Annotated in this window: 22 protein-coding genes; 7 read left to right on the forward strand and 15 right to left on the reverse strand. The window is 74.1% G+C overall.

Going from position 1 to position 23,774, the window contains the following annotated elements; genetic code table 11:
* Window positions 1-125: 125 nt before the first annotated feature.
* Window positions 126-1,022 (reverse strand): IclR family transcriptional regulator, encoded by an 897-nt coding sequence (locus tag IF99_RS0102595; RefSeq protein ID WP_078654965.1) that lies wholly within the window; start codon window positions 1,020-1,022, stop codon window positions 126-128.
* Between the two features lie 241 nt (window positions 1,023-1,263).
* On the opposite strand from IF99_RS0102595, the gene IF99_RS0102600 reads away from it, so the two are divergent.
* Window positions 1,264-2,277, forward strand: a complete 1,014-nt coding sequence (locus IF99_RS0102600) for an alpha/beta fold hydrolase (RefSeq protein WP_420705638.1) — start codon at window positions 1,264-1,266, stop codon at window positions 2,275-2,277.
* A 231-nt stretch (window positions 2,278-2,508) separates the two neighbouring features.
* Here the strand turns inward: IF99_RS0102600 and IF99_RS0102605 are convergent, their stop codons facing one another.
* From IF99_RS0102605 to IF99_RS0102615, 3 genes are read right to left on the reverse strand one after another with little or no spacing between them, the layout of a single operon-like run.
* Window positions 2,509-3,258: a succinate dehydrogenase/fumarate reductase iron-sulfur subunit gene (locus IF99_RS0102605; protein WP_030994642.1), complete on the reverse strand. Its 750-nt coding sequence runs from the start codon at window positions 3,256-3,258 to the stop codon at window positions 2,509-2,511.
* Entirely contained in the window at window positions 3,255-5,207 is a 1,953-nt protein-coding gene (locus IF99_RS0102610) for a fumarate reductase/succinate dehydrogenase flavoprotein subunit (RefSeq protein ID WP_030994643.1), read from the reverse strand. The genes IF99_RS0102605 and IF99_RS0102610 overlap by 4 nt, the downstream gene beginning before the upstream one ends.
* A 1-nt stretch (window position 5,208) precedes the next feature.
* Window positions 5,209-5,916 (reverse strand): succinate dehydrogenase, encoded by a 708-nt coding sequence (locus IF99_RS0102615; RefSeq protein ID WP_051703335.1) that lies wholly within the window; start codon window positions 5,914-5,916, stop codon window positions 5,209-5,211.
* Between the two features lie 83 nt (window positions 5,917-5,999).
* Here IF99_RS0102615 and IF99_RS0102620 point away from each other — a divergent pair, with 83 nt between their 5' ends.
* On the forward strand, window positions 6,000-6,914 hold the full coding sequence (locus tag IF99_RS0102620; RefSeq protein WP_030994645.1) for a LysR family transcriptional regulator: 915 nt from the start codon (window positions 6,000-6,002) through the stop codon (window positions 6,912-6,914).
* 133 nt (window positions 6,915-7,047) lie between these two features.
* Here IF99_RS0102620 and IF99_RS0102625 read toward each other — a convergent pair whose 3' ends face one another.
* The 3 genes from IF99_RS0102625 to IF99_RS0102635 all read right to left on the reverse strand — a co-directional run bounded on the left by IF99_RS0102625 (window position 7,048) and on the right by IF99_RS0102635 (window position 11,381).
* Window positions 7,048-9,207: a putative bifunctional diguanylate cyclase/phosphodiesterase gene (locus tag IF99_RS0102625; RefSeq protein ID WP_030994646.1), complete on the reverse strand. Its 2,160-nt coding sequence runs from the start codon at window positions 9,205-9,207 to the stop codon at window positions 7,048-7,050.
* Window positions 9,204-10,016, reverse strand: coding sequence for an SAM-dependent methyltransferase (locus tag IF99_RS0102630; protein WP_030994647.1), 813 nt, complete (start codon window positions 10,014-10,016; stop codon window positions 9,204-9,206). The genes IF99_RS0102625 and IF99_RS0102630 overlap by 4 nt, the downstream gene beginning before the upstream one ends.
* Before the next feature lie 819 nt (window positions 10,017-10,835).
* Window positions 10,836-11,381 (reverse strand): hypothetical protein, encoded by a 546-nt coding sequence (locus tag IF99_RS0102635; protein WP_030994648.1) that lies wholly within the window; start codon window positions 11,379-11,381, stop codon window positions 10,836-10,838.
* Between the two features lie 457 nt (window positions 11,382-11,838).
* On the opposite strand from IF99_RS0102635, the gene IF99_RS0102640 reads away from it, so the two are divergent.
* Window positions 11,839-12,486, forward strand: coding sequence for a class F sortase (locus IF99_RS0102640; RefSeq protein WP_030994649.1), 648 nt, complete (start codon window positions 11,839-11,841; stop codon window positions 12,484-12,486).
* A gap of 6 nt (window positions 12,487-12,492) precedes the next feature.
* Here the strand turns inward: IF99_RS0102640 and IF99_RS0102645 are convergent, their stop codons facing one another.
* Entirely contained in the window at window positions 12,493-12,954 is a 462-nt protein-coding gene (locus IF99_RS0102645) for a MarR family winged helix-turn-helix transcriptional regulator (RefSeq protein WP_030994650.1), read from the reverse strand.
* A gap of 121 nt (window positions 12,955-13,075) precedes the next feature.
* On the opposite strand from IF99_RS0102645, the gene IF99_RS0102650 reads away from it, so the two are divergent.
* Window positions 13,076-14,008 carry an alpha/beta hydrolase family protein gene (locus IF99_RS0102650; protein ID WP_030994651.1) on the forward strand — a complete coding sequence of 311 codons (933 nt, stop codon included), beginning with the start codon at window positions 13,076-13,078 and terminating at the stop codon, window positions 14,006-14,008.
* Window positions 14,009-14,059: 51 nt separating this feature from the next.
* Here IF99_RS0102650 and IF99_RS0102655 read toward each other — a convergent pair whose 3' ends face one another.
* On the reverse strand, window positions 14,060-14,956 hold the full coding sequence (locus tag IF99_RS0102655; protein ID WP_051703336.1) for a polysaccharide deacetylase family protein: 897 nt from the start codon (window positions 14,954-14,956) through the stop codon (window positions 14,060-14,062).
* A gap of 119 nt (window positions 14,957-15,075) precedes the next feature.
* On the opposite strand from IF99_RS0102655, the gene IF99_RS0102660 reads away from it, so the two are divergent.
* Complete coding sequence (locus IF99_RS0102660; RefSeq protein WP_030994653.1) at window positions 15,076-15,537, forward strand: universal stress protein; 462 nt, start codon at window positions 15,076-15,078, stop codon at window positions 15,535-15,537.
* An 89-nt stretch (window positions 15,538-15,626) separates the two neighbouring features.
* On the opposite strand, the gene IF99_RS0102665 is transcribed toward IF99_RS0102660, so the two are convergent.
* Complete coding sequence (locus IF99_RS0102665) at window positions 15,627-16,868, reverse strand: CapA family protein (RefSeq protein ID WP_030994654.1); 1,242 nt, start codon at window positions 16,866-16,868, stop codon at window positions 15,627-15,629.
* 286 nt (window positions 16,869-17,154) lie between these two features.
* Here IF99_RS0102665 and IF99_RS0102670 point away from each other — a divergent pair, with 286 nt between their 5' ends.
* Together IF99_RS0102670 and IF99_RS0102675 are read left to right on the forward strand one after the other, a co-directional pair.
* The gene (locus IF99_RS0102670) at window positions 17,155-17,778 is read left to right on the forward strand and encodes a sigma-70 family RNA polymerase sigma factor (protein ID WP_078654974.1); all 624 of its coding nucleotides are present in this window, start codon (window positions 17,155-17,157) and stop codon (window positions 17,776-17,778) included.
* Between the two features lie 94 nt (window positions 17,779-17,872).
* Complete coding sequence (locus IF99_RS0102675) at window positions 17,873-18,373, forward strand: hypothetical protein (RefSeq protein ID WP_030994656.1); 501 nt, start codon at window positions 17,873-17,875, stop codon at window positions 18,371-18,373.
* 52 nt (window positions 18,374-18,425) lie between these two features.
* On the opposite strand, the gene IF99_RS0102680 is transcribed toward IF99_RS0102675, so the two are convergent.
* The 5 genes from IF99_RS0102680 to IF99_RS0102700 form a co-directional block, all read right to left on the reverse strand.
* Entirely contained in the window at window positions 18,426-19,640 is a 1,215-nt protein-coding gene (locus IF99_RS0102680; protein ID WP_030994657.1) for a histidine kinase, read from the reverse strand.
* Window positions 19,637-21,166, reverse strand: coding sequence for a cation acetate symporter (locus IF99_RS0102685; RefSeq protein ID WP_030994658.1), 1,530 nt, complete (start codon window positions 21,164-21,166; stop codon window positions 19,637-19,639). The genes IF99_RS0102680 and IF99_RS0102685 overlap by 4 nt, the downstream gene beginning before the upstream one ends.
* A complete protein-coding gene (locus IF99_RS0102690) occupies window positions 21,163-21,633 on the reverse strand; it encodes a hypothetical protein (protein WP_030994659.1) in 471 nt (156 codons plus the stop codon). The genes IF99_RS0102685 and IF99_RS0102690 overlap by 4 nt, the downstream gene beginning before the upstream one ends.
* 254 nt (window positions 21,634-21,887) lie before the next feature.
* Window positions 21,888-22,646 (reverse strand): LytR/AlgR family response regulator transcription factor, encoded by a 759-nt coding sequence (locus IF99_RS0102695; protein WP_030994660.1) that lies wholly within the window; start codon window positions 22,644-22,646, stop codon window positions 21,888-21,890.
* A 264-nt stretch (window positions 22,647-22,910) separates the two neighbouring features.
* Window positions 22,911-23,774 (reverse strand): Fpg/Nei family DNA glycosylase, encoded by an 864-nt coding sequence (locus tag IF99_RS0102700; protein WP_030994661.1) that lies wholly within the window; start codon window positions 23,772-23,774, stop codon window positions 22,911-22,913.

The following is a 23,774-nucleotide window of genomic DNA, read 5'->3' on the forward strand; positions in this document are numbered from 1 at the left end:
GTCCGGTGGGGCGGGTGGTCCGGTGGGACGGGTGGTCCGGTGGGGCCGGTGGTCCGGTGGGGCCGGTGGTCCGGTGGGGCCGGTGGTCCGGTGGGGCCGGTGGTCCGGTGGGGCGGGTGGTCCGGTCAGGAGCCGAAGGCGGCGGTGGCCTGTGCGGCACCTTCCAGGACGAGTGCGGTGAGGCGCCCGGCCTCGCGGGTGACGCGGTGGGCGGGGCCGATGACGGTGAGCGAGGCGGCGACGGAGCCCGCCTGGAAGACGGGCGCGGAGACGGCGGTGACGGCCTCGTCGTACTCGCCGTGGCTCACGCTGTAGCCGCGCTCGCGGACCTCCCCGTAGATGCCGAGGAGGGTGTCGATGTCGGTGACGGTGCGGTCGTTGAAGGACTGGAGCGGTGCCGCGCCGAAGAGGAGCCGCAGCTCCGCCTCCGGGTACTGGGCGAAGATGGCGTGACCCGACGCGCCCGCGTGACCGGGGATGACGGCCCCGATGATCGCGGTGTACCGCACCGGCCCGGTGCCGTCCACGGCGGCGGCGCAGCGGTATCCCGCGCCCTGCGGGACGTTGAGCACGACGCTCTCGCCCGTCTCGCGCAGGAGCCCGGCGAGGATCGGGCGGACGAGCGAGGGGAGCACGCCGCTGTGCTCGCCGACCCGGGCGAGGCGTGAGACGGCGGGGCCGAGGCGGTAGCGGCGCGTCGCGGGGTCGCAGCTGAGGAAGGACCGGGAGACGAGCGTCGTGAGGACGCGCTGCGCGACGGCCTTGTCCCAGCCGTGCCGGCGCGCCATCTCGCTCACACCCCACTCCGGGCGGCGCTCCGTGAAGGAGAGCAGCGCGAGCAGGGCCCGGTCCGCGCCCTGGAGGACGCCGGGACGGGCCGGGGCGGGAGCCTCGTCGGCGGACGCCTCCGCCGCCGGACCCCCGGTGCTTCGCGCGGGTCCCGACTCATCGCTTCGCGCGGGTCCCGGCACGTCCGGCCGCGTCGCGCTGTCCTCGGCAGTGGTGCCGTGCGCCTCGAACATCGCTTCGTCCTCTCGTCCTGCGGCTGACCGTCGTGGCGGGGCCCTGGTGCGGCTGTGCCGTCCCGTGGCCGGGCCACCGTGCCGATGGTGCGCTGAGCGCTACGCCGTTGCGCTCAGGGGCGAGAACTATCGATGGGGCGGGCCGGGGGTGTCAAGGGTTTCCCGGCGTCTTTCGCGCAGCGGGGGAAAGGGCGTTTTGCCGACCCGGCAAGTCCGCTTGGCCCATGTGCGACCTGGGCGAATGCTCGGAGGTGTCCGATCCGCGCGTCTCCCGGAGGTTCACGTGACCCCGCCCGCTCCGTCCGCCCGCCACCGCCTGTTCGCCCTCCCCGGGGGGCGGGTGCATGTCGTCGAGCAGGGCGAGGGACCGCTCGTGCTGCTCCTCCACGGCTTCCCCGAGTCGTGGTACGCCTGGCGGCACCAGTTGCCCGTGCTCGCCGCCGCCGGGTACCGCGCGGTGGCCGTCGACGCGCGGGGGTACGGGCGGTCTTCGCGACCGGAGGGCACCGAGGCGTACCGGGCTGTCGCGCTGGTCGGTGAACTCGTCGCTCTCGTCCGGGCTTTGGGCGAGGAGCGGGCGGTGCTCGCGGGGCACGACTGGGGGGCCACACTGGCCGGGCAGGCGGGGCTGCTGCGGCCCGAGGTGTTCTCGGCGATCGCGCTGCTCGGCGTCCCGTACACGCCGCCGGGCGGACCCCGCCCCTCGGAGGTCTTCGCCTCGATGGGCGGCGACGAGGAGTTCTACGTGCCGTTCCTCCAACGCCCCGGCGCCGAGGCCGAGATGGAGCGGGACGTACGGGGCTGGCTCGCCGGGTTCTACACCACGCTCTCCGGGCGGAGCGGCGTCGCGCCGCCCGGACCGTTCTTCGTCCCGCGCGGGCACGCGATGCGGGAGCGGTTCGTGGACGGCCCGCTTCCCTCCTGGCTGAGCGAGGCCGAACTCGACTTCTACGCCGGGGAGTTCGAGCGTACGGGCTTCGGCGGCGCGCTCGCGCGCTACCGCGCCATGGACCGTGACTGGGAAGACCTCGCGGCCTGGGAGGGCGAACCGCTCCGGCAGCCCTCGCTCTTCCTCGCGGGCCGCGAGGACGCCTCGCTCGCCTGGCTCTCCGAGGCCGTGGACGCCTTCCCCCGCACCCTGCCGGGGCTCCGGGGCACCCACCTGCTGGACGACTGCGGGCACTGGGTGCAGCAGGAGCGGCCCGAGGAGGTCGGCGCGCTGCTCGTGGAGTGGCTGGACGGCCTGGCCCGGTGACCGCACGCCCGCGTCGGCACGGGTGCCAGGCGTCCTCCGCCCGTGCCGTCCGGGCCCTCGCCCCGCCCAGCCCTCCATGCCGCGACCGCCACCCGCTTCGACCCCGGACGGCGGCGGATCTCGCGGAGGGAGGGGCGCGGCGCCCCGGACGCGCGTCCGCCCCGGGCATCCCCTCGTCAGGACGGGATGCCCGGGGCGGACGGGGGGCGGGTCGGCCCGCCCCCGCGAGGGTCAGCGCTTGCCGGCCTTGCGCTGGGCGCGCAGCCACTCGCGGTTCATGTTCGTGATGGACATGAGCGGGATGCCCTTCGGGCAGGCGGTGGCGCACTCACCGGTGAGCGTGCAGCCGCCGAAGCCCTCGGCGTCCATCTGGGCGACCATGTCGAGGACGCGGGTCTCGCGCTCGGGGGCGCCCTGCGGCAGGACGTTGAGGTGGTTGATCTTCGCCGAGGTGAAGAGCATCGCGGAGCCGTTGGGGCAGGCCGCGACGCAGGCGCCGCAGCCGATGCACTCGGCGTGCTCGAAGGCGTAGTCCGCGTCGGGCTTGGGGACCGGCGTGGAGTGGGCCTCGGGGGCGGTACCGGTCGCGGCGGAGATGTACCCGCCGGACTGGATGATCCGGTCGAAGGCCGAGCGGTTCACCGCGAGGTCCTTGATGACCGGGAAGGCCGCCGCGCGCCACGGCTCGATGTCGATCGTGTCGCCGTCCTTGAAGGACCGCATGTGGAGCTGGCAGGTCGTGGTGCGTTCGGGGCCGTGCGCGTCACCGTTGATGACGAGCGAGCAGGCCCCGCAGATGCCCTCGCGGCAGTCGTGGTCGAAGGCGACCGGGTCCTCGCCCTTGAGGGTGAGTTCCTCGTTGAGGGTGTCGAGCATTTCGAGGAAGGACATGTCCTCGGAGATGCTGTCCACCTCGTAGGTGACCATGGCGCCCGGGGCGTCCGCGTTCTTCTGGCGCCAAACGCGCAGGGTGAGCTTCATGCGTAGCTCCGCTGGGTGGGGTGGACGTACTCGAAGACCAGGTCTTCCTTGTGCAGGACGGGGGCCTCGCCGGTGCCGGTGTACTCCCAGGCGGCGGCGTAGGAGAACTCCTCGTCCCTGCGGGCGGCCTCGCCGTCCGGGGTCTGCGATTCCTCGCGGAAGTGGCCGCCGCAGGACTCGGCGCGGTGCAGCGCGTCGAGGCACATCAGCTCGGCGAGTTCGAGGTAGTCCACGACGCGGTTGGCGCGCTCCAGGGACTGGTTGAACTCGGCGCCCTCGCCGGGGACCTTGATCCGCTTCCAGAACTCCTCGCGGATCTGGGGGATGCGGGCCAGGGCCTTGCGCAGGCCCTCGTCGGTGCGGGCCATGCCGCAGTACTCCCACATCAGCTCACCGATCTCGCGGTGGAAGCTGTCGGGGGTGCGGTCGCCGTCGACGGCGAGGAGGCGCTCCAGGCGGTCCGTGGTCTCCTTGACGGCCTCGACGGCCGCCGGGTGCTCGGCGGTGACCTCGGCCGGCTTGGGGTTCTTCGCGATGTAGTCGTTGATGGTGGCCGGGAGGACGAAGTAGCCGTCCGCGAGGCCCTGCATCAGCGCGGAGGCGCCGAGGCGGTTGGCGCCGTGGTCGGAGAAGTTCGCCTCGCCGATCGCGAAGAGGCCGGGGATGGTGGTCTGGAGGTCGTAGCCGACCCAGAGGCCGCCCATCGTGTAGTGCACGGCGGGGTAGATCCGCATCGGGACCTGGTAGGGGTCCTCGTCGGTGATCCGCTGGTACATGTCGAAGAGGTTGCCGTACTTGGCCTCGACGGCCTTGCGGCCCATGCGCGCGATCGCCTCGGCGAAGTCGAGGTAGACGCCCTGACCGCCGGGGCCGACGCCGCGGCCCTCGTCGCACACGTTCTTCGCTGCGCGCGAGGCGATGTCGCGGGGCACGAGGTTGCCGAAGGACGGGTAGATGCGCTCCAGGTAGTAGTCGCGCTCGTCCTCGGGGATCTGGTTCGGCGGACGCTGGTCGCCCTTGGCCTTGGGCACCCAGATGCGGCCGTCGTTGCGCAGCGACTCGCTCATGAGCGTGAGCTTGGACTGGTGGTCCCCGGTGCGCGGGATGCAGGTCGGGTGGATCTGCGTGAAGCAGGGGTTGGCGAAGTACGCGCCCTTGCGGTGCGCCCGCCAGATGGCGGTCGCGTTGGAGTTCATCGCGTTGGTCGAGAGGTAGAAGACGTTGCCGTAGCCGCCCGAGGCGAGGACGACGGCGTCCGCGAAGTGCGTCTCGATCGCGCCGGTGACCAGGTCGCGGGCGACGATGCCGCGGGCGCGCCCGTCCACCATGATCAGTTCGAGCATCTCGGTGCGCGCGTGCAGCTCGATGTTGCCGGCGGCGACCTGCCGCGAGAGCGCCTGGTAGGCGCCGAGCAGGAGCTGCTGGCCCGTCTGGCCGCGGGCGTAGAAGGTGCGGGAGACCTGGACGCCGCCGAAGGAGCGGTTGTCGAGGAGGCCGCCGTACTCGCGGGCGAAGGGGACGCCCTGGGCGACGCATTGGTCGATGATCTCGACGGAGATCTCGGCGAGGCGGTGCACGTTCGACTCGCGGGCGCGGAAGTCGCCGCCCTTGACCGTGTCGTAGAACAGGCGGTGCACGGAGTCGCCGTCGTTGCGGTAGTTCTTCGCGGCGTTGATGCCGCCCTGCGCGGCGACCGAGTGGGCGCGGCGCGGGGAGTCCTGGAAGCAGAACTGGATGACGTGGTAGCCCTGCTCGGCGAGGGTGGCGCCCGCGGAGCCGCCCGCGAGGCCCGTGCCGACGACGATGACGCGGTGCTTGCGGCGGTTGGCGGGGTTCACGAGCTTGGCGTGGAAGCGGTAGTCGCTCCAGCGCTCGGCGACGGGGCCCTGGGGGGCGGAGGCGTCGACGAGGGGCTCTTCGGCCGTCCGGTACTGGACGAAGTCAGTCATGTCAGTCCACCAATCCGGTCATGACGCCGACCGGGACGGCGATGAAGCCGAGCGTGATCACGACGGCGAGCACGTTCGCGAGGGTCTTGAGCACCAGGTCCCGGCTGCGGCTGCCGACCCCGAGGGTCTGGGCCGCGCTGTAGAAGCCGTGCTGGATGTGGAGGCCGAGGGCGAGCATCGCGACGAGGTAGATCACGTTGCCGTACCAGGTGGAGAAGGTGTCCACCACGTTGGCGTAGGGGTGACCGTTCTGGAAGCCGCCGCTGTGCACGGTGCCGGTGGTGAGGTCCAGGATGTGCCACACGATGAAGAGGGCGAGGATGATCCCGCCGTAGCGCATGGTGTGGGTCGCGTACGAGGCGCGGCGGCGCGGGTGCGCGTACTTGACCGGGCGCGCCTTCTGGTCGCGCCGGCTGAGCTGGTACGCGGAGACGGCGTGCGCCACGACGGCGACCACCAGGACGACGCGGACGACCCAGAGCGTCCACTCGTAGTGCATGAACGGTTCGCCGAGGGTCCGCAGCCAGTGGGCGTACTCGTCGAAGGTTCCGGGTCCGAAGAAGATCTTCAGGTTGCCGTACATGTGGGCGATCAAGTACAGCAGCATGAGAAGGCCGGAGACGGCCATCACTGTCTTCTTGCCGACGGAGGAATCCCAGATCAGTCGAGTCCTGGACGGCCGTCGGTCCGTCCCTGGTGCCAGAGCCATGTCAAGCAAGGTAGGGCCGAACGACCCAAGAGGTCCAAGAGATCACTGGCCTCATTTCCATAGCCCTGGCCTATCGTTGCACTATGCAGTTCCAGCAGCTCCAGTATTTCGTGGCCGTGGCGGAGACCCGGCACTTCACCCGCGCCGCCGAGATCGTGCACGTCGCGCAGCCCTCGCTCTCGCAGCAGATCAAGGCGCTGGAGCGCGAGCTGGGAGCCGAACTCTTCAGCCGGGCAAGGGGAAACATCACGCTCACCGACGCGGGTGAGGCCCTGCTCCCGCTGGCCAGGCGCATCCTGGAGGACGCCGAGACCGCACACCACGAAGTGGGCGAAATCGCGCAGCTGCGCAGGGGGCGGGTGCGGCTCGGCGCGACCCCCAGTCTGTGCACGGGACTGCTCCCCGACGTCCTGCGGACGTATCACGATCGTTATCCGGGGATCCAGCTCCTCATCGAGGAGGGCGGCTCGCACGACCTCGTCCGGGAGCTGGCGCGCGGCGCGCTCGACCTCGCGCTCGTCGTCCTCCCGCTGCCGACCGCTTCACCCGCGCTGGAGACGGTGGAGCTGCTCCACGAGGACCTCGTGGTCGTCTCCTCCCTGCTGCGCGGCGCCCCCGGCTCGGGCGGCGGACGCGGGCGCAGGGTCCGCATCGCCGACCTGCGCGAGGAGCGCCTCGTGATGTTCCGGCACGGCTACGACCTGCGCGAACTGACCGTCGCCGCGTGCCGCAACGAGGGCTTCGAGCCGTCCTTCGCCGTCGAGGGAGGCGAGATGGACGCGGTGCTCGGCTTCGTCCGCGCCGGGCTCGGGGCGGCCGTCGTCCCGCGCATGGTCGCCGAGCGCCCCGGCTCGGGCCTGCGCGTCACCCCTCTCGCCTCCCCCGGCCTGCACCGCACGATCGCCCTCGCCCACCGCAGCGACGTGGCCCCGCCCCGGGCGGCACGCGAACTCCAGGAGATTCTGGTGCGGGAGGCGGCGCGCTTGCGGGCGGAGTGAGCGCCGGTACGGGGGCTGCGCTGCCGAGCCGGGGACGAGACCGACGGGCACGCGGCCGCTCCCGGGCCGGGGACCAGACCGACGGCACGGGGCGCCGCTCCCGCGAGCGCCCTCGTGCCCGCTCCCTGGCCCCTCAGCCGCTCACCGCGTCCACCAGCGCCAGCTCCCTGACTCTCGCCGCCGGGCCCGGACGGGCGTAGTACCAGCCCTGGGCCGTGTCGCAGCCGAGTTCGCGGAGCTGGTCGGCCTGGGCGCTCGTCTCGACGCCCTCGACCGTGACCGCGAGGTCGAGGCTGTGGGCGAGAGCGACGATGCCCTCGACGATCTTGAGGTCCACGGGATCGGCGGGGAACTGCTGCATCCCCCGCGTGAAGGCGCGGTCGAGCTTGAGGACGCTCACCGGGAGGCGGCGCAGATTGGCGAGGTTCGAGTAGCCGGTGCCGAAGTCGTCGAGCGCGATGTCCACGCCCATCTCGGCGAGCCGCCGCAGCGGCTCGAGGAGGTCGTCGTCGGCGCCGATGAGCGCGGACTCGGTGACCTCCAGGCACAGCGCGCCCGGCGGGAGCCCCGTGCGTTCCAGGATCTCGATGGTGTCGGCGACGAGTCGCGGGTGCTGGAGCTGGCACGGCGAGAGGTTGACGTTGACGCGCAGCGGCGCGGGGCCGCCGTGTTCCTCCTGCCACAGCCGGGCCTGCCGCGCCGACTCGTCGAGCACCCAGCGGCCGAGCGGCACGATGAGACCGGTGTGCTCGGCGAGCGGGATGAAGCGGTCGGGGCCGATCGTGCCGTGCTGCGGGTGCGACCACCGCACCAGCGCCTCCGCTCCGTGCACCGTGCCGTCGCCGAGATCGACGAGCGGCTGGTACTCGATGAAGAACTCGCCGCGCTCCAGCGCGGCGGGCAGCGAGGTCGTCAGCCCGTGCCGGGTGATCGCGCGCGCGTCCGCCTCGGGGTCGGCGACCTCGTAGCGGTTGCCGCCCGCCGCCTTGGCCCGGTACATCGTGATGTCGGCGCTGCGCAGCACCTCGGCGGACCCGCGCTTGCCGCCCCCGGGGCCTTCCACGATGCCGATGCTGCCGCGCACGGTCAGCGCCCGCCCGTCCACGCGTACCGGCGCGGCGAGGGCCTGCATCATGCGCCCGGCCAGCTCGTGGACCTCCTCGCGGGCGCGGGGGCCGGTCGTGAGCGCCACGAACTCGTCGCCGCCGATGCGCGCCACGATCTCCCCGGCGCCGCCCGCGCAGCCCTGGAGCCGGTCGGCGACCTCGACGAGGAGCCGGTCGCCGGCGTCGTGGCCGAGGCTGTCGTTGACCGTCTTGAAGCCGTCGAGGTCGAGGTAGCAGAGTCCGAAGCGATCCTTCTCGCCCGCCTGGAGCGCCTTGTCGAGGCGCTCGAAGAAGAGCGTGCGGTTGGGCAGCCCGGTGAGCGCGTCGTGCGTCGCCTCGTAGCGCAGCCGCAGGTTCAGCAGGCGCCGCTCGGTGGTGTCCTCCAGGAGCGCGAGCTGGTAGAGCGGTTCGCCCCGGTCGTCGCGCAGGAGCGAGACGGTGAGGTTGGTCCACAGGACGGTGCCGTCGTGGCGGTAGAAGGGCTTCTCGGCACGGAAGTACTCACGCGTTCCCGTGACCAGCTCCTCGTACAGGCGCCAGACGGTCGGTGAGTCGTCGGGGTGGGCCCACTCGCGGACGTTGGTGCCGCGCAGCGAGCTGACGAGGCCGCCGAACATCCCGGCGAGCGCGTCGTTCGCCTCGACGATGACGCCGTCCATGTCGGCGATGCTGATGCCGAGCGCGGCGCCCTCGAAGACGGCCCGGAAACGCGCCTCGCTCACGTGCAGGGCCCGTTCGACGGCGGCCCGCGCGCCGAGCGCGGCCCGTGAGATCGCCTCCTGCTCGGTACGGGTCCGCTCGCGCAGCGCCCCCGCGAAGCCCGCCGCCATGGCGTGCTGGATGCGGGCGCCGCGCGCGGCGAGGTCCTCGTGGCGGCCGTCGTCCCCGCAGTAGAGGACGAGGTACGCCTCGACGACGTCGAGGGTGCGGCTGAGCGTCTCCGGGTCGGTGCAGTGCGCGGCGACGAGCGCGGCGCCGAGGTCGCGCGCCTCCGCAGCGTCGAAGACGCGGGCGTGCAGCGCGGCGCGCAGCCGGTGCGCGAGCGGCAGGAGCAGCTTCTCGAACTCGGGGCGGGTCAGTGAGGTCGCGGTGAGCGGGAAGAGTGCGCGGCTCCAGATGGTCGCGAACCTGCCGACCCGGTCGGCCGGCTCGTCCCGTGTCCCGCTCGTCGCGCTTGCCTCGCTCACGCTTTGCGCCCCACGCCCGCGTACCCAGAGTTCGCGTACGGCTCCGCTTCCTCGCCCGGTCCCTGCTCGGGCCGCCACTCCGCCATCGGCACGAGCCCGGGGTCGACGAGTTCGGTGCCCGCGAAGAAGCCGGCGATCTCCTCGGCGGTGCGCATGACGAGCGGTTTGCGGATGTCGCGGTAGACGCCGACGACGCCGCTCGCGTCCTGCCGCGAGGGGATGTGCTCGTACGCGGCGTGCGTGAGGATCAGAACGCTGCCGGGAGCGAGCGCGTCGAGGAGTTCGGCGACGGCTGCCGCCGGGTCTTCGCTGTCCTCGATGAAGTGGAGCACCGCGACGAGGAGGAGCGCCACGGGCCGTTCCGTGTCGATGAGTGCGCGGAAGGCGTGGGCGCGGAGGATCTCGGCGGGCTTGCGGAGATCGGCGGCGACGACGCCGGCGAGCGGGTCGCCCTCCAGCACGGCCTCGCTGTGCGCCACGGCGACGGGGTCGTGGTCGACGTAGAGGACGCGCGCCTCGGGGGCGAGGGCGCGGGCGACCTCGTGGACGCTGCCGAAGGTGGGGATGCCGGAGCCGATGTCGAGGAACTGCGTGACGCCCTCGGAGACCGCGTAGCGCACCGCGCGCCGCATGAAGGCACGATTCGCCTGCATGATCTTCGGCAGCCCCGGCAGGTGGGCCATCGCGCGCCGCGCGGCCTCCCGGTCCACCTCGAAGTTGTGCGAGCCGCCCAGGTAGTAGTCGTAGATCCGGGAGACGCTCGGAACCGTTATGTCGATTCCCTGCGGTGCCCAGGCGGGTCGCTCCATCGGTGCTCCAAGTCGCTGCGGGTGGGGGGCCGGGGTGGCCGAAGCCGGTGGTGGGGTGCGGTGCTCGTCTCTCCGGGTGCGGCGCCCCCTCGCGCGTGCTGTCCCGGGCGCCGGGGCGGTCGCGCGCGGGTGGGGTCGCCTGCGCAGAGGCTACTGATCAGGCGCCAGAAGAGCGAGCAGAAACGGAAAATGACCGTCCGTTCCCGGTCATCACCTGGGCGGCGACGACACCCTCCTCTTTCTCCCCCGCCCACCGGCGGCCCGCTGGCACTTTACGTCCCCGGGGCCCGCACGGAAAACGGGGCCGGTGCGGCACACCCCGCCGAACTGCGTTCCGTACAAGCCGACTTGACGTCGGCGACGATCGCGTTTGACAAGGAGCGGCGAATTAGCGGGAATTCATCCGGTTCGTCCGGGCGGGTCTGGGGCGAAAACCGGCCGGAGAGCGACGGGGGACGTTATCGGGGAACTGAGCGTTCACTTCCGGTGCCGTTCGCTTGCCGACGGAATTCGTCTGACTTTAACGGCGTCGACGGAACGGTTTCCAGCGGGTTCCAGCGGGTTCATGACGCTCGCGGTCGAAGCGTCCGCTTCGGCGCACGGTGTCGGCGGATGCTCCCCCGGGCGTCGTGGCGTGCCCCGCCCGCGCGACAGCGGGCGCGGCGGCGAGGACGACGTAGACGGCGAGGACGACGAGGGCGCCGCGCCGCTCACCGGGGAGCACATCCGGTCCACGCCGGGCCATCCGGCCGGGGGCAGGAACGTCCCCCGGCCACCCGGCGGGGCAGGGGCGTCCCGCGCCTTTCTCCTCTTCCCCGCTCACCGCCCGTGCGGCGCCGCCCCGCGTCCCGGGCGCGTCGCCGCCGCGCGGTCCGCGCGGTCCTCGGTGCGGCGGCGGAGCCACAGGACGCCGCCGCCGAGGACCGCCGCGACGACGAGACCGCCGCCGACCGCCATGTCCGCCGGGCTCGCCCGGTGGGCGGAGGCGCCCCCGACTCCGCCGTGGACCGTGCCGCGGAAGGCGGTGAGGGCGGCGGGGCGGGTCAGCTCCCCGCCGGGGCAATGAGCCGTCACGTCGTAGCGGCCCGGTACGGCGGCCGGGCCGAGCGTGAAGGCGGCGGTCGCGCTGTCCCCGCCGTCGACCGGACGCAGCCGGGCGGAGGGGAAGCCGGGCGAGTCGACGGTGCCGCCCGCGCAGGCCCGTACGACGACGGTCACCCTGCCGCCGAGCGGCACGGACGTGGGCGTCACCACGATCTCCTGCGGGCCCGGGCTGTCCTGACGCGCCCAGGCGGGCGTCGCACCACCTCCCAGGGCGACGACGACGGCACAGCCTGCGGCCAGGGCGGCGGGGATGGTGCGCATGGAAGCCCTCCGGGGAAGCGGGCGCCCCCGGGGTCCTTCCCCGGCGGTCGATGGCGGCCCCCGCAGCGCGAGCCTTCGGCGCCGCGCACCGCGCCGCACCCCGGGGTACGCCGCCCCGGTGCACCTTTCGCCCCGTCGGTCGAGCGGGGGCGGCGCGGTGGATCGTCTGGCCGCCCGCCCGCGTTCCCGGGCGGGCCACCCGTTCGCCCATCACCCGTCGCCGCTCCCGGCCCCCGCGCCTAGGGTCTGTCTGCAATCTCGCCTCGTCGCCCGCAGGGCGGCCACGCGGCGTCCGGTGCGTGCTCTCGGCGTGCTGGCCGGAACCCCTCGTACTGGGCGTACTTGGGATTTCGGCCGGTGCGGCGAGAGTGCGTACCGGGCGTCGCGCGGCAGAGGCGAGATGGAAGACAGGCCCTAGCGTGCGGCCCGTGGAGCGAGGGCGCGGGAGGAGGAGCGGATGGAGGCGCGGACCCGGCGGGGCGGAGTGCGGGGGCGGGCGGCGTGGGGCGCGCTCGCGCTCGTGCTGCTGGCGGGGATCGCGCTGCTCAGGGACGGCTCGGGCGAGCACCTGAGCGCGCCGCCGCAGCCCGCCCGCGCCGCCGCGCCCGGGAGCGCCTCTCCGGCCGCCGGCGAGGCGCGGGATCTCAGCTTCTCGCGGCCCCGGCGGGTGCGCGTGGCGGACATCCGGGTGGACGCGCCCGTGCGGCCCGTGGGGCTGGACGCCCAGGGCTGGGTGCAGGCGCCGCCGCCCGCCGAGCGCAATCTCGTGGGCTGGTTCACGGGCAGCGTCTCGCCCGGCGAACGCGGCCCGGCCGTGCTCGTCGGGCACGTCGACAACAAGGAGGGCCCGGCCGTCTTCTACGGCCTCGGGGCGCTGCGCAAGGGCCGGCACATCGCGGTCGAGCGGGCGGACGGGCGGACCGTGCTCTTCGAGGTGTACGGGGTCGAGGTCTTCGCCCAGGACGACTTCCCCGGCGAGCGCGTGTACGGGGCGACGGCGGGCCCCGAACTACGGGTCATCACCTGCGGCGGGACGTACCACAGGGGCACGGGGTACGACGGCAACGTCGTCGTGTTCGCGCGGATGGTGGGCTCGGCGCGCTGACCCCGCTCAGCCTCGCGGCGCGTTCGCCCGCAGCCGCGTGGCGATCGGCCGCAGCAGCTCGCCGAGCGCGCGGGCCCCCTCGGGGGGCAGGTGGTCGAGGACCTGGGCCCGGATCTCGTCCATGTGCCCGGCGGCGGCCGTCAGGAAGACCCGGCGCCCCTCGTCCGTGAGCGAGACGTAGCGGTGCGAGCCGCGCCGCTCCCGTGTGACGAGGCCGCGCCCCTCCAGGCGCGTGACGGTGTGCGACAGCCGCGAGAACGAACCCGAGGTGATCTCGACGAGCCCGGTCATCGCGGCGGTGCGTTCGGGCGCGCGGTACAGCGTGAGCAGCACGGCGTAGTCGTAGTGCCCGAGCCCCGCGTCCCGTCGCAGGCGCTGGTCCATGACGGCGGGCAGGAGCTGCGCCACCAGGTGCAACTGCGTCCAGGCGTCCTCCTCCTCGGCGGTGAGCACGGGCCTGTGGGCCATGGCGTTCCCTTCGCGTTCCCGGGGTCGGCGTCCGCACTTGACCGTTCAAGTGCCGCGTCTTTACGGTAGCACTTGAACGCTCAAGTAGAGCGTCGACGACCGCCGGAAAGAAGCACTCCCCATGCCCCTCCTCGCCCCCTCCCCCGTCCTCTCCCTCAAGCCCCTCGACGTGCCCGCGCCCGGTCGCGGCACCGCGCTGCGGATACGGGTCTCCGCGCCCGCGAACGGCGAGCGGCTGCCCGTCGTGCTGTTCGCGCATGGCTTCGGCTCCTCGCTGGAGGGGTACGGGCCGCTGACCGATCACTGGGCCGCTCGCGGCCTCGTCGTGATCCAGCCGACCCACCTGGACGCGAAGGCGCTGGGCCTCGCGGCGGACGATCCGCGCCGGCCCCGCTTCTGGCGGCACCGCGTCGAGGACATGAAGCGCGTCCTGGACCACCTCGGCGAGATCGTGGCGGCGGTGCCGGGGCTCGCGGGGCGCGTCGACACCGCGCGGATCGCGGCGGCGGGGCACTCCTTCGGGGGCCAGACGGCGGGCGTGCTGCTCGGCCTGCGGGTGACCGACCCGGAGACCGGCACACAGCAGGACCTGTCGGACCCGCGCGTCTCGGCGGGCGTGCTGCTCGCCACGGCGGGCAGTGGCGGCGCGGATCTCACACCCTTCGCCACCACGCACCTGCCGTGGCTTCGCGACCAGGACTTCTCGGCGCTGCGCCGCCCCGCGCTCGTGGTGGCGGGGGACGCGGACGACCTGCCGCTCTCGGTGCGGGGAGCGGAGTGGACGAAGGACCCGTACACGCTGAGCCCGGGGCCGAAGTGCCTGCTCACGGTCCACGGCGGGGAGCACTCCCTCGGCGGGATACCGGGGTACGGGTCCGCCGAGACCACCGACGAGCACCCGGCCCGCCTCTCGCTCGTCCAGGACGTCACCACGGCCTACCTGCACGACGTCCTCGGCACGGACGGCACGGCATGGGCGACGGCGCGCGCGGAACTGGCGGCCACGGCACACCCCTTGGGGCGCCTGGAATCGAAGGAGGCCGTGGCGTCGTAGCGCTCCACATCGCAGCGCCCCGTGGGGGCGATCCCTGTCGCAGCGGCCTGCCTACGCCGTACCGCCCCGCGTCAGCCGCCGGTCGGGCTGGACCAGGTCCCAGCCGCCCGCCCTCAGCCGGGGCAGGAGGCGCCGCAGCGCGGCGACCGTCTGGGCGCGGTCGCCGCCGCCGTCATGGCACAGGACGACGGCCCCGGGGCTCGCCCCGGCGAGGGCGCGGCGGGTGATCGCGGCGGCGCCGGGCCGGGACCAGTCCTCCGTGTCGACGTTCCAGGCGAGCGGTTCCATGCCGTGGCGGGCGCCGAGCGCGTACACGGTGCGGTCCCACTCGCCGTAGGGGGCGCGGAACCAGGCGGGCGCGCGGCCCGTGGCACGGCGGACGGTCTCGCTGGTCCGGGCGAGTTGCTCCTCCACCGCCGCGCGCCCGAGGCCGGTGAGCCTGCGGTGGTCCCAGGTGTGGTTGCCGATGAGGTGGCCCGCCTCGGTGATGCGGCGCAGCAGCGCCGGGTGACGCGCGGCCTGTCTCCCGCACACGAAGAAGGTCGCGCGCACCTCGTGGGCCGCGAGTACGGCGAGGACTTCGGGGGTCCAGCGCGGGTCGGGCCCGTCGTCGAAGGTGAGCGCCAGGGCGTGCCCGGCGCGGGGGAGCCGGGTGAAGGGCGCGGTACGGACCGGGGGCGGAGGCGCGGGGGCAGGAGTGCGGGGCCCCGGGGCCGGTTCCGTGGGCTTGGCGTCGGGCGCCTCGGGGAGCAGGGCCCGGTGGGCGCGGGGCGAGAGGAGGCGGCGGGACGGGATCGCCGCCCGGGGAGGCTCCGCGTCGCCCGCGCAGGCGGCGACGGGGGCGAGGGCGAGGAGCCCGGCCGTGCGCAGCAGCGCGCGGCGCGAGGGGGCGCCTGGCCCGGGGTCCGGTTCGCGGGGAGCCGCGACGGTGCTTCGTACCGCGTCCATGGGCCGATCCCACGCACTCGGGACACCTCGGGCACCGGCGCAACGCCGTCACAAGGTGTGGGGTACACCCGGCCGGACCAGCCCTGTGACCGGCCGAGGCCAGGCACTAACCTCACTGCGTGACCGAACAAAAGCCATCCCAGTTCGAACGCGGCACCGACGGACCGAAGGTGATCGTGGTCGGCGTCGACGGTTCCGCTTCCTCCTTCCGCGCGGCGGCGTACGGAGGCGGACTGGCCAGGCGGCAGGGCTCACTCCTGGCCTTCGTGTACGTGCAGCCCCTGCTCGCCGCCGGGGCCGCGATGGGCGCGCCCGTGGCCGAGACGACCGACGAGATCGCCGAGTCCCTCATGGAGGAACTGCGCCACGGCACCGAACTCTTCAAGGGCATCTTCGATCTGCGCTGGGAGTTCCACACCTTCCGCGGCGACCCGTACACGGGCCTGGTCACGGCGGCGGACGAACTCAAGGCGGACGCGGTGGTGGTCGGCGCCTCGGAGCAGGCCGGGCACCGCTTTGTGGGCTCGGTGGCGGTCCGCCTCGTCAAGACGGGCCGCTGGCCCGTGACGGTGGTGCCGTAGGGAGCGAAGGTCCGGGGCCGCCCGGTACCGGTGCGCGGGACGCTAGGGCACGCGCCCCGGCGCGGCCTCCCCGCCCCCTGGAAACGGCGTCAGCGGCCCTCCACCAGGCCGTCCTTCGCCGCGCCCCGGCTCAGGACGACCTTCCGCAGGCGGTCGCGGACGGCGGTCAGGTCGCGGCCCTTGGCGATCGCGTCGTCCACGTCGACGACGCGGTTCACGGCGAGGTCGTACCACTGCGGCAGGAACTCGGCCTTCGTGACCTGCCAGCGGTCACCGGGCTTCGTGGGCGGGCTGAAGGTGAAGCGGCCGAGTGTGCCCTCGTTGCCGCGCGGGTCGTGCACGCCCTCGTCGTTGATCATCCGGCCGGCGATCTGGTCGCCCATGCCGTAGACGACCCAGGTGCCGTTGACCTTCTCGTACGCCTGCGGGACGTGCGCGTGCGTGCCGATGACGAGGTCGATGTCGGGGCGCTCGCCCGTGCGCGAGGCGGTGAGCGCCTGGGCGAGCTGCCGCTGCTGGGCGTCGGGGGCGGTCTGCCACTCGGTTCCCCAGTGCATGCTCACGACGACGACATCGGCCCCGGCCTCGCGCGCGGCGCGCGCGTCCTGGACGACACGGCCCTCGTCGATGAGCCGGACGGTCCAGGGCGCCTCCTTCGGCAGCGGGATGTCGTTGGTCCCGTACGTGTAGCTGAGGTGGGCGACCTTCGCGCCGCCCGCCGTGAGCCACGCGGGCCGGTGCGCCTCCGCCTCGCTGCGTCCCGTGCCCGCGTGCGCGACGCCCGCGCGGTCGAGCGCCCCGAGGGTGCGCGCGACGCCGGCGGTGCCGTCGTCGAGGCTGTGGTTCGACGCGGTCGAGCAGGAGTCGTAGCCCGTGGTGGCGAGGGCGGTGGCGATCTGCGGCGGAGAGACGAAGGCCGGGTAGCCGGTGTAGGGGCCGTCGTCGTCGCCGTACACCGTCTCCATGTGGCAGATCGCCAGGTCGGCGCGGGAGACGACGGGTTTGACGCCCGAGAGCATCGGGCGGAAGTCGTAACCCTTGCCGCCCGCGTCGGCGTGCGCCTGCTTGATGACCGAGTCGTGCGGGAGGACGTCGCCCGAGGCGAGGAGCGTGAAGGCGTGGCGGTTGTCGGACGGGGAGGGCGAGGGGGACGCCGGTGAGGCGGGGGCTCCGCCCACGCCGTGCGGCCGGGCGTGGACGGCCGGGGCACCCTCCGAGCCGGTCAGTCCGGCGCACGCGGTGGCGGTCGAGGCGAGACCGGCGAGCAGCAGGCCGGTCCGCAGTCCGGGCAGCCGGGGCCGGACGGGGCGGGGAAGGGCGGGACGGGGCATGGCGACCTCCGGAGGAGCGACACACGGGCGTAAATATGACAAACCGACAAGACATAGCCACGCCATCGGTGCGCAAGTCCCCATCCCCGGCAGCGGGCGAATGCCACCGCAACGGCCCCGATCCCCGGCGCGCGCTCGCCCGTTCGCGCCACCCCGCACTCCCCCGCCCCTCCGTACGCGCCGGTGCCGACCGTTCGTCGCACCGCTCGTCGAGCGCTTCGACCGCCCGTCGCACAGCCACGTACGGCGTATGTGCGTCCGGCGCGGGCTGCGCTGGCATACCGCCATGACACCGCCGACGACGACGATGCCTGCCGCCCTCGCCGCCATCCCGCGCCAGCGCTCCCCGCGCCGCGCGGGGGCCCTCGACGCCACCCGGGAGCGACCCCGTGAGGTCACCGGGGAACGCGAACTCGCCGAGCTCCAGCGGGCGCACGGCCACGCGCTCTTCGCGCTGCTGCTGCGGCTGAGCGACGGCGACCGGCAGCGTGCCGAGGACCTCGTGCAGGAGACCTTCGTACGGGCCTGGCAGCACCCCGAGGCGCTGCGGCGTGCCGACTACGCCTCGGTGCGGCCCTGGCTCTTCACCGTCGGGCGGCGGCTCGCGATCGACGCGCGCCGGGCCCGCAGGGCGCGCCCCGCCGAGGTCGGCGAGGTACTGCTCGACCACGCGCCGCCGTGCGCGGACCACGCCGACCGCTCGGCCGCCGCTCTCGACGTGCGCGAGGCGCTGCGCGGGCTGAGCCCCGAGCACCGAGACGTCCTCGTCGAGGTGTACTTCCGCGGCGCGAGCGTCGCGGAGGCGGCGGCGGCGCTCGGCATCCCCGCCGGAACCGTCAAGTCCCGCGCGTACTACGCGCTGCGCTCCCTGCGGAACGTGCTGCCCGGTTACACCCCCGTGGCGCATTGAAACCGGACACTCGGTCAAGTCTTCGCAAAGAGGCTTGCCGTGACCACCCCTCGGGTAATCGGCTGTACTCGTCGATCTGAGGAGGACGTACGCGATGGGCAACGGGAGCGGGGAGACGGCCGGCACCGGGACACTCGTGGTTCCGATGGGCTGGCTGTACGCCGAGTACATCGCCGAGGAACTGCTGCGCAGCGGGGACCTGATGCCCCCGGACTCCTTCGAGTTCCGCGCCGGACGTGAGGCGCTCGCGCTCACGGTCTACCTGGCGGACACCGAGGACGAGCTGAGCGGCATCCGGGTCATCACGCAACTGGAGACCTGGCTCGCGCTCACCGCGCACGACCAGCCCTGGCAGGACTGGGTCGCCGAGCGGCTGGCGGAGGCGACCGCCTCCCGGCCGGGACCGCGCCGCCGCGCCGAGCTGCGGCTCGCGCGCGGGGCCTGGCAGTGGCTGCGCGAGACGGAATTGCTGGCCCCGGACCTGGACGCGGTACCGGGCGGGGCCGCGGTGTCCGAGGAGGAGCGGCCGAAGGTGTGGACGGCGGCCTGGCGCCTCGGGCTGCCGCTCGGGCACCTGGCGATCCACCTCTTCTGAGGCCGCCCGGGGCGAGTCACGAGGGGCGCCGCGCTCCGGCCTGCCGCTCGCCTCACGCGCGGTGCGGCATCGGGGTCGAGTGGACCCCCGGGTGGTACTTCGGGAGCCGGACCGTGATCCGCGTGCCCGCGCCCACGCCCGTCTCGATCACCAGGCCGTGGTCCTCGCCGAAGACCTGCCGCAGGCGCTCGTCCACATTGAGCAGCCCGATGCCCGCCTGTGGACCGCCCTCGCCGCGCAGGACGCGACGCAGCCGCTCGGGGTCCATACCGACGCCGTCGTCCTCGATGACGACCTCGGCCTCCGCGCCCGCGTCCCGCGCCCCGATCGTGATGCGGCTGCGCGTCACGGCGCCCTCCAACCCGTGCTTCACGGCGTTCTCGACGAGCGGTTGCAGGCACAGGTACGGGAGCGAGACGGGGAGCACCTCGGGCGCGATCTGGAGCGTCACCGAGAGCCGTTCGCCGAAACGGGCCCGGACCAGGGCGAGGTACTGGTCGATCGAGTGCAGCTCGTCGGCGAGTGTCGTGAAGTCCCCGTGGCTGCGGAACGAGTAGCGCGCGAAGTCGGCGAACTGGAGGAGCAGTTCGCGGGCCCGCTCGGGGTCGGTGCGCACGAACGAGGCGATCGCGGCGAGCGAGTTGAAGAGGAAGTGCGGGGATATCTGCGCGCGCAGCGCCTTGATCTCGGCCTCGATCAGACGCGTACGCGAATGGTCCAGCTCGGCGAGTTCGAGCTGCACCGAGACCCAGCGGGCGACCTCGTCGAGGGCGCGCGCGAGGACGGCGGACTCGCGCGGAGCGTACGTGACGAGCGCGCCGAGGACGCGGTCCTCGGCCACGACGGGCGCGGCCACCGCCCAGCGGGACGTGCAGCCCGCCTCGGGCGCGCAGCCGCAGTCGAAGGCCGCGCTGCGCCCGTGCGCGAGCACCCCTTCGAGGCGCGCGGGCAGGTGCGCCGCGTGGTGCTCGCCGTGCCCGGCCCACGCGAGCACGCGGTCCTCATCGGTCAGGCACAGGGACTCGGTGCCCAGGAGGGTGCGGAGCCTGCGCAACGCCTTGCGCGCGCTCTCCTCGTCGAGGTCGGCGAGCCCGGCGCGCAGCGGGGGCGCGGCGAGCGAGGCGGTGTGCAGCGTCTCGAAGGGGGCGCGCTCGACGGGCGTTCCGAGGTCGCTGCGGCCCGCCGGGTGGGCGGTGCGGCGGCCGAGGAGGAAGCCGCCCGCGAGGAGGAGCGGGCACAGGGCGAGCAGCAGCGCGGTCGCGGTCACGGGCGCTCCCCGAGGGGTTCGTCGTCGGCGCGCAGCGCCTCGGGCAGGTGGAGGCGGGCCATCGTGGCGCCGGCGTGCGGCGGGAGGCTCCTCGGGGTCGCGAGCGAGACGAGGACCATCGCGAGGAAGCCGACGGGGACGCTCCACACGGCGGGCCAGGCGAGCAGCGTGTGCAGCCAGCCGGTGCGGACGACGCCCGCGACGGTGAGCGTGACGGCGAGGAGCGCGCTGCCGCCGCCCGCGAGCAGGCCCGCGAGGGCGCCGGGCGGGGTGAGGCGGCGCCACCAGATGCCGAGCACGAGCAGGGGGCAGAAGGAGGAGGCGGAGACGGCGAAGGCCATGCCGACCGCGTCGGCGACGGGGACCCCGGCGACGAGCAGCGAGCCCGCGAGCGGCACGCCGACCGAGAGGACGGCTGCGAGCCGGAAGTGGCGCAGCCCGCGCGGCGGCAGGACGTCCTGCGTGAGGACCCCGGTGACGGCCATCGTGAGCCCGGAGGCGGTGGAGAGGAACGCGGCGAAGGCGCCGCCCGCGACGAGCGCCCCGAGCAGGTCGCCCGCGAGGCCCCCGACGACGCGGCCCGGGAGCAGCAGCACGGCGGCGTCCGCGTCCTGGGTACGGCTCAGCTCGGGCGCGTAGTGGGTGCCGAGCCAGCCGTAGAGGGGCGGGAGGAGGTAGAAGGCACCGAGGAGGGCGAGCACGACGACGGTCGTGCGGCGCGCGGTGCGCCCGTCGGGGCTCGTGTAGAAGCGGACGACGACGTGCGGGAGGCCCATCGTGCCGAGGAACGTCGCGACGATGAGCCCGTACGTGGCGTAGAGCGGGTGGTCGGCGCGGCTCGTGGCGAGCGGCTGCCCGGAGCCGGCGCCGCCGAGGTAGCCGCTCTCGGCGGGGAGCCCGGCGGGCACGGCGGGGTCGCCGTGCGCGGCTAGGAGCAGGAAGAAGGCGGGGACGAGCAGCGCGGTGAGTTTCAGCCAGTACTGGAACGCCTGCACGAAGGTGATGCTGCGCATCCCGCCGGCCGCGACGGCGAGGACGACGACGGCCGCCACGAGCGCGCCGCCGAACCAGCGCGGCGCGCCGGTGAGGATCGAGAGCGTGAGCCCCGCGCCCTGGAGCTGGGGCAGCAGGTAGAGCCAGCCGACGCCGACGACGCAGCCGCTCACGGCGCGCCGCACGGTGGCCGATTCGAGGCGGCCCTCCGCGAAGTCGGGGAGCGTGTACGCGCCGGAGCGGCGCAGGGGCGCGGCGACCAGGAGGAGCAGGACGAGGTAGCCGGCGGTGTAGCCGACGGGGTACCACAGCATGTCGGGGCCGTGCAGGAGGACGAGCCCGGCGATGCCGAGGAAGGAGGCGGCGGAGAGGTACTCGCCGCTGATCGCGGCGGCGTTGAGCCCGGGGCCCACGGTGCGCGAGGCGACGTAGAAGTCCGAGGTGGTGCGCGAGACGCGCAGGCCGAAGCCGCCGATGAGGACGGTCGCGAGGACGACGACGGCGACGGCGGGGATGGCGTACGCCTGGTTCACGCGGCACCGTGCCGGTCGGGGGCGTCAGGACGGGCGGGCTGCCGGGCGGAGTGCGGCGCCTCGTCGGCGCGGGGCGGCGGCAGGGGGGCGCGGCGCGGGGGCTCGTGGGGGTGCTCGGCGCCGCGTACGAGGCGGGCGAAGTCGCGTTCGTTGCGCTCGGCTCTGCGCACGTACGCCCACGCGAGGGCGACGAGCACCGGGTAGCAGGCGAAGCCGAGGACAGCCCAGGTCGTGGCCGGGCTGCGCAGGGCGCCGAGGAAGAGCGGGAGCGTGACGACGGGCAGCGCGAGCACGGCGAGCGCGGCGAGGCCGGTGCGCAGCTGACTGCGCATGAGGGAGCGCACGTAGGCGGCGCCGAGCGGGGTCTGCTCGTGGATCTCCAGTTGCGTGCGCCGCCCGGCGGGCCGGCGCACTGCCTTGCGGTCCCCCGTCACGACCTCACGGCGGGGAGCTTGCTCTGCGGGCACGGGGCGGAGTGTAGGGGGGCGGGAGCCCCGCGGGAAAGTGGCGTGGTCGCTCAGGGTCGGCCGGGGGCCACGCGGCGTAGGTGCTCCGGGGCCTCCTCGGCCAGCAGGAGCACCCGGTGGTCGGCGGCACGTGCGCGGCGGGAGCGGGGCCGCCGCCCCTGTGGCTGGGGAGGGCGGGCGCCGTGAGGACGTCCGGGGACGAGCGGCTCGTACCGGAGCGGGACCGGGCGCGGTGGGTGGCCGGGCGTCCCGGTTCAGCCTCCCGCCCGCTTGAGGAGCGACTCGCGCAGGCGGCTCGCGTGGCGGCGCGAGACGGCGAGGACCGCCGTGCCGATGCGGACGCTCATGCCGCCCCCGTCCAGGCGCAGTTCCTCGACGCGGTGGAGGGCGACGAGGTGGCTGCGGTGGATGCGGACGAAGCCGTGCGGCTGCCAGCGCTCCTCCAGCGTGGTGAGCGGGACGCGCACGAGGTGGCTGCCCTCGGCGGTGTGCAGGCGCGCGTAGTCGCCCTGGGCCTCGACGTAGGCGATGTCGGCGACGGGCACGAGGCGGGTCACGCCGCCGAGTTCGACGGGGATGTGCGCGGAGGTGGTGGTGGCGGGGAGGGCCGGGCGCGGCTCCTGGGCCCGGACGCGTTCGGCGACGCGGCGCACGGCCTCGGCGAGGCGGTCCCTGCGGACCGGTTTGAGGACATAGTCGACGGCCTTGAGGTCGAAGGCGGTGACGGCGAAGTCCTCGTGCGCGGTGACGAAGACGACGAGCGGGGGACGCGCGAACCCGGCGAGCAGCCGCGCCACGTCGAGCCCGGAGAGCCCGGCCATGCGGATGTCGAGGAAGAGCACGTCGACGGGCTCCGCGTCGCCCCCGTCCTCCATCCCCTGTCCGAGCCTGCGCAGCGCCTCGGTCGCGTCGGTGGCACCCTCGGCGCTCGTGACACGCGGATCGGCCCGCAGCAGGTAGAGCAGTTCCGCGAGCGCGGGTTCCTCGTCGTCCACGGCCAGTACGCGCAGCATGGCGCTGGAGTCTAGGCGGTACGGGCCCGGGCGGCCCGGGAGCGGAGCCACCTTCTCGCGTCAACGCGGCGTTTCCCTCGTACGAGTGAATCCGGCGCCCGTTCCCGGGAGGGGGGTCGCGCCTCGGACGCGAGCCGTCAGCTCCACCGTCACCTCGTCCGCCGGGGCGGAGCGGGTGCGGGGGTGCGCACCAGCTCGTTGAGGCGAAGCGGGCATGTGCCGGTGTCGGCGGGTGGGCCACTGCGTACCTCTGGGCGACGACGGTTACTTGATGAGCCGGGAGAGGCGGCGGTCGGCGAGGGGTTTGCCGCCGGTCTGGCAGGTCGGGCAGTACTGGAGCGAGGAGTCGGCGAACGAGACCTCGCGGATCGTGTCGCCGCACACGGGGCAGGGCTCGCCCGTGCGGCCGTGGACGCGCAGACCGCTCTTCTTCTCGGCCTTCAGGCGGCCGGCCGCGATGCCCCGGGAGCGCGCGACGGCCTCGGTGAGGGTCGTGCGCAGGGCCTCGTACAGGCGGCCCGTCTCCTCCTCGGTGAGGCGGCCCGCGCTCTTGAACGGGGAGAGCTTCGCGGCGTGCAGGATCTCGTCGCTGTAGGCGTTGCCGACCCCGGCGATGAGGCTCTGGTCGCGCAGCGCGCCCTTGAGCCGGCGGCGCTCGCCGTGCAGGAGCCCGGCGAAGACCGCCCGGTCGAACTCCGGGGCGAGCGGGTCGGGGCCGAGGCGGGCGATGCCGGGAACCCTGTCCGGGTCGTCCACCACATAGACGGCGAGGCGCTTCTGGGTACCGGCCTCCGTGAGGTCGAAGCCGGAGCCGTCGTCGAGGACGAGGCGGAGCGCGAGCGGGCCGCGTCCGGGCTTCGGCGGCGTCTCGGGCATCTTGTCCTGCCAGCGCAGCCAGCCCGCGCGGGCGAGGTGCGTGACGAAGTGGGGGCCGCCGGCCGTGACGAGGTCGAGGAACTTCCCGTACCGGCGCACGTCCGTGACCTCGTGCCCCACGAGGGCGCTGGGCGGCGGGTCGTAGGTCTTGAGGACGTTGACCGCGACGGGCAGGACGCGCGCGGGGGTGCGTCCGACGAGGTGGTCGTCGAGGAAGTCCCGCAGGGCCTCGACCTCGGGCAGTTCGGGCAT

The sequence above is a fragment of the Streptomyces sp. NRRL F-5630 genome, assembly GCF_000719475.1.
Lineage (GTDB): Bacteria > Actinomycetota > Actinomycetes > Streptomycetales > Streptomycetaceae > Streptomyces.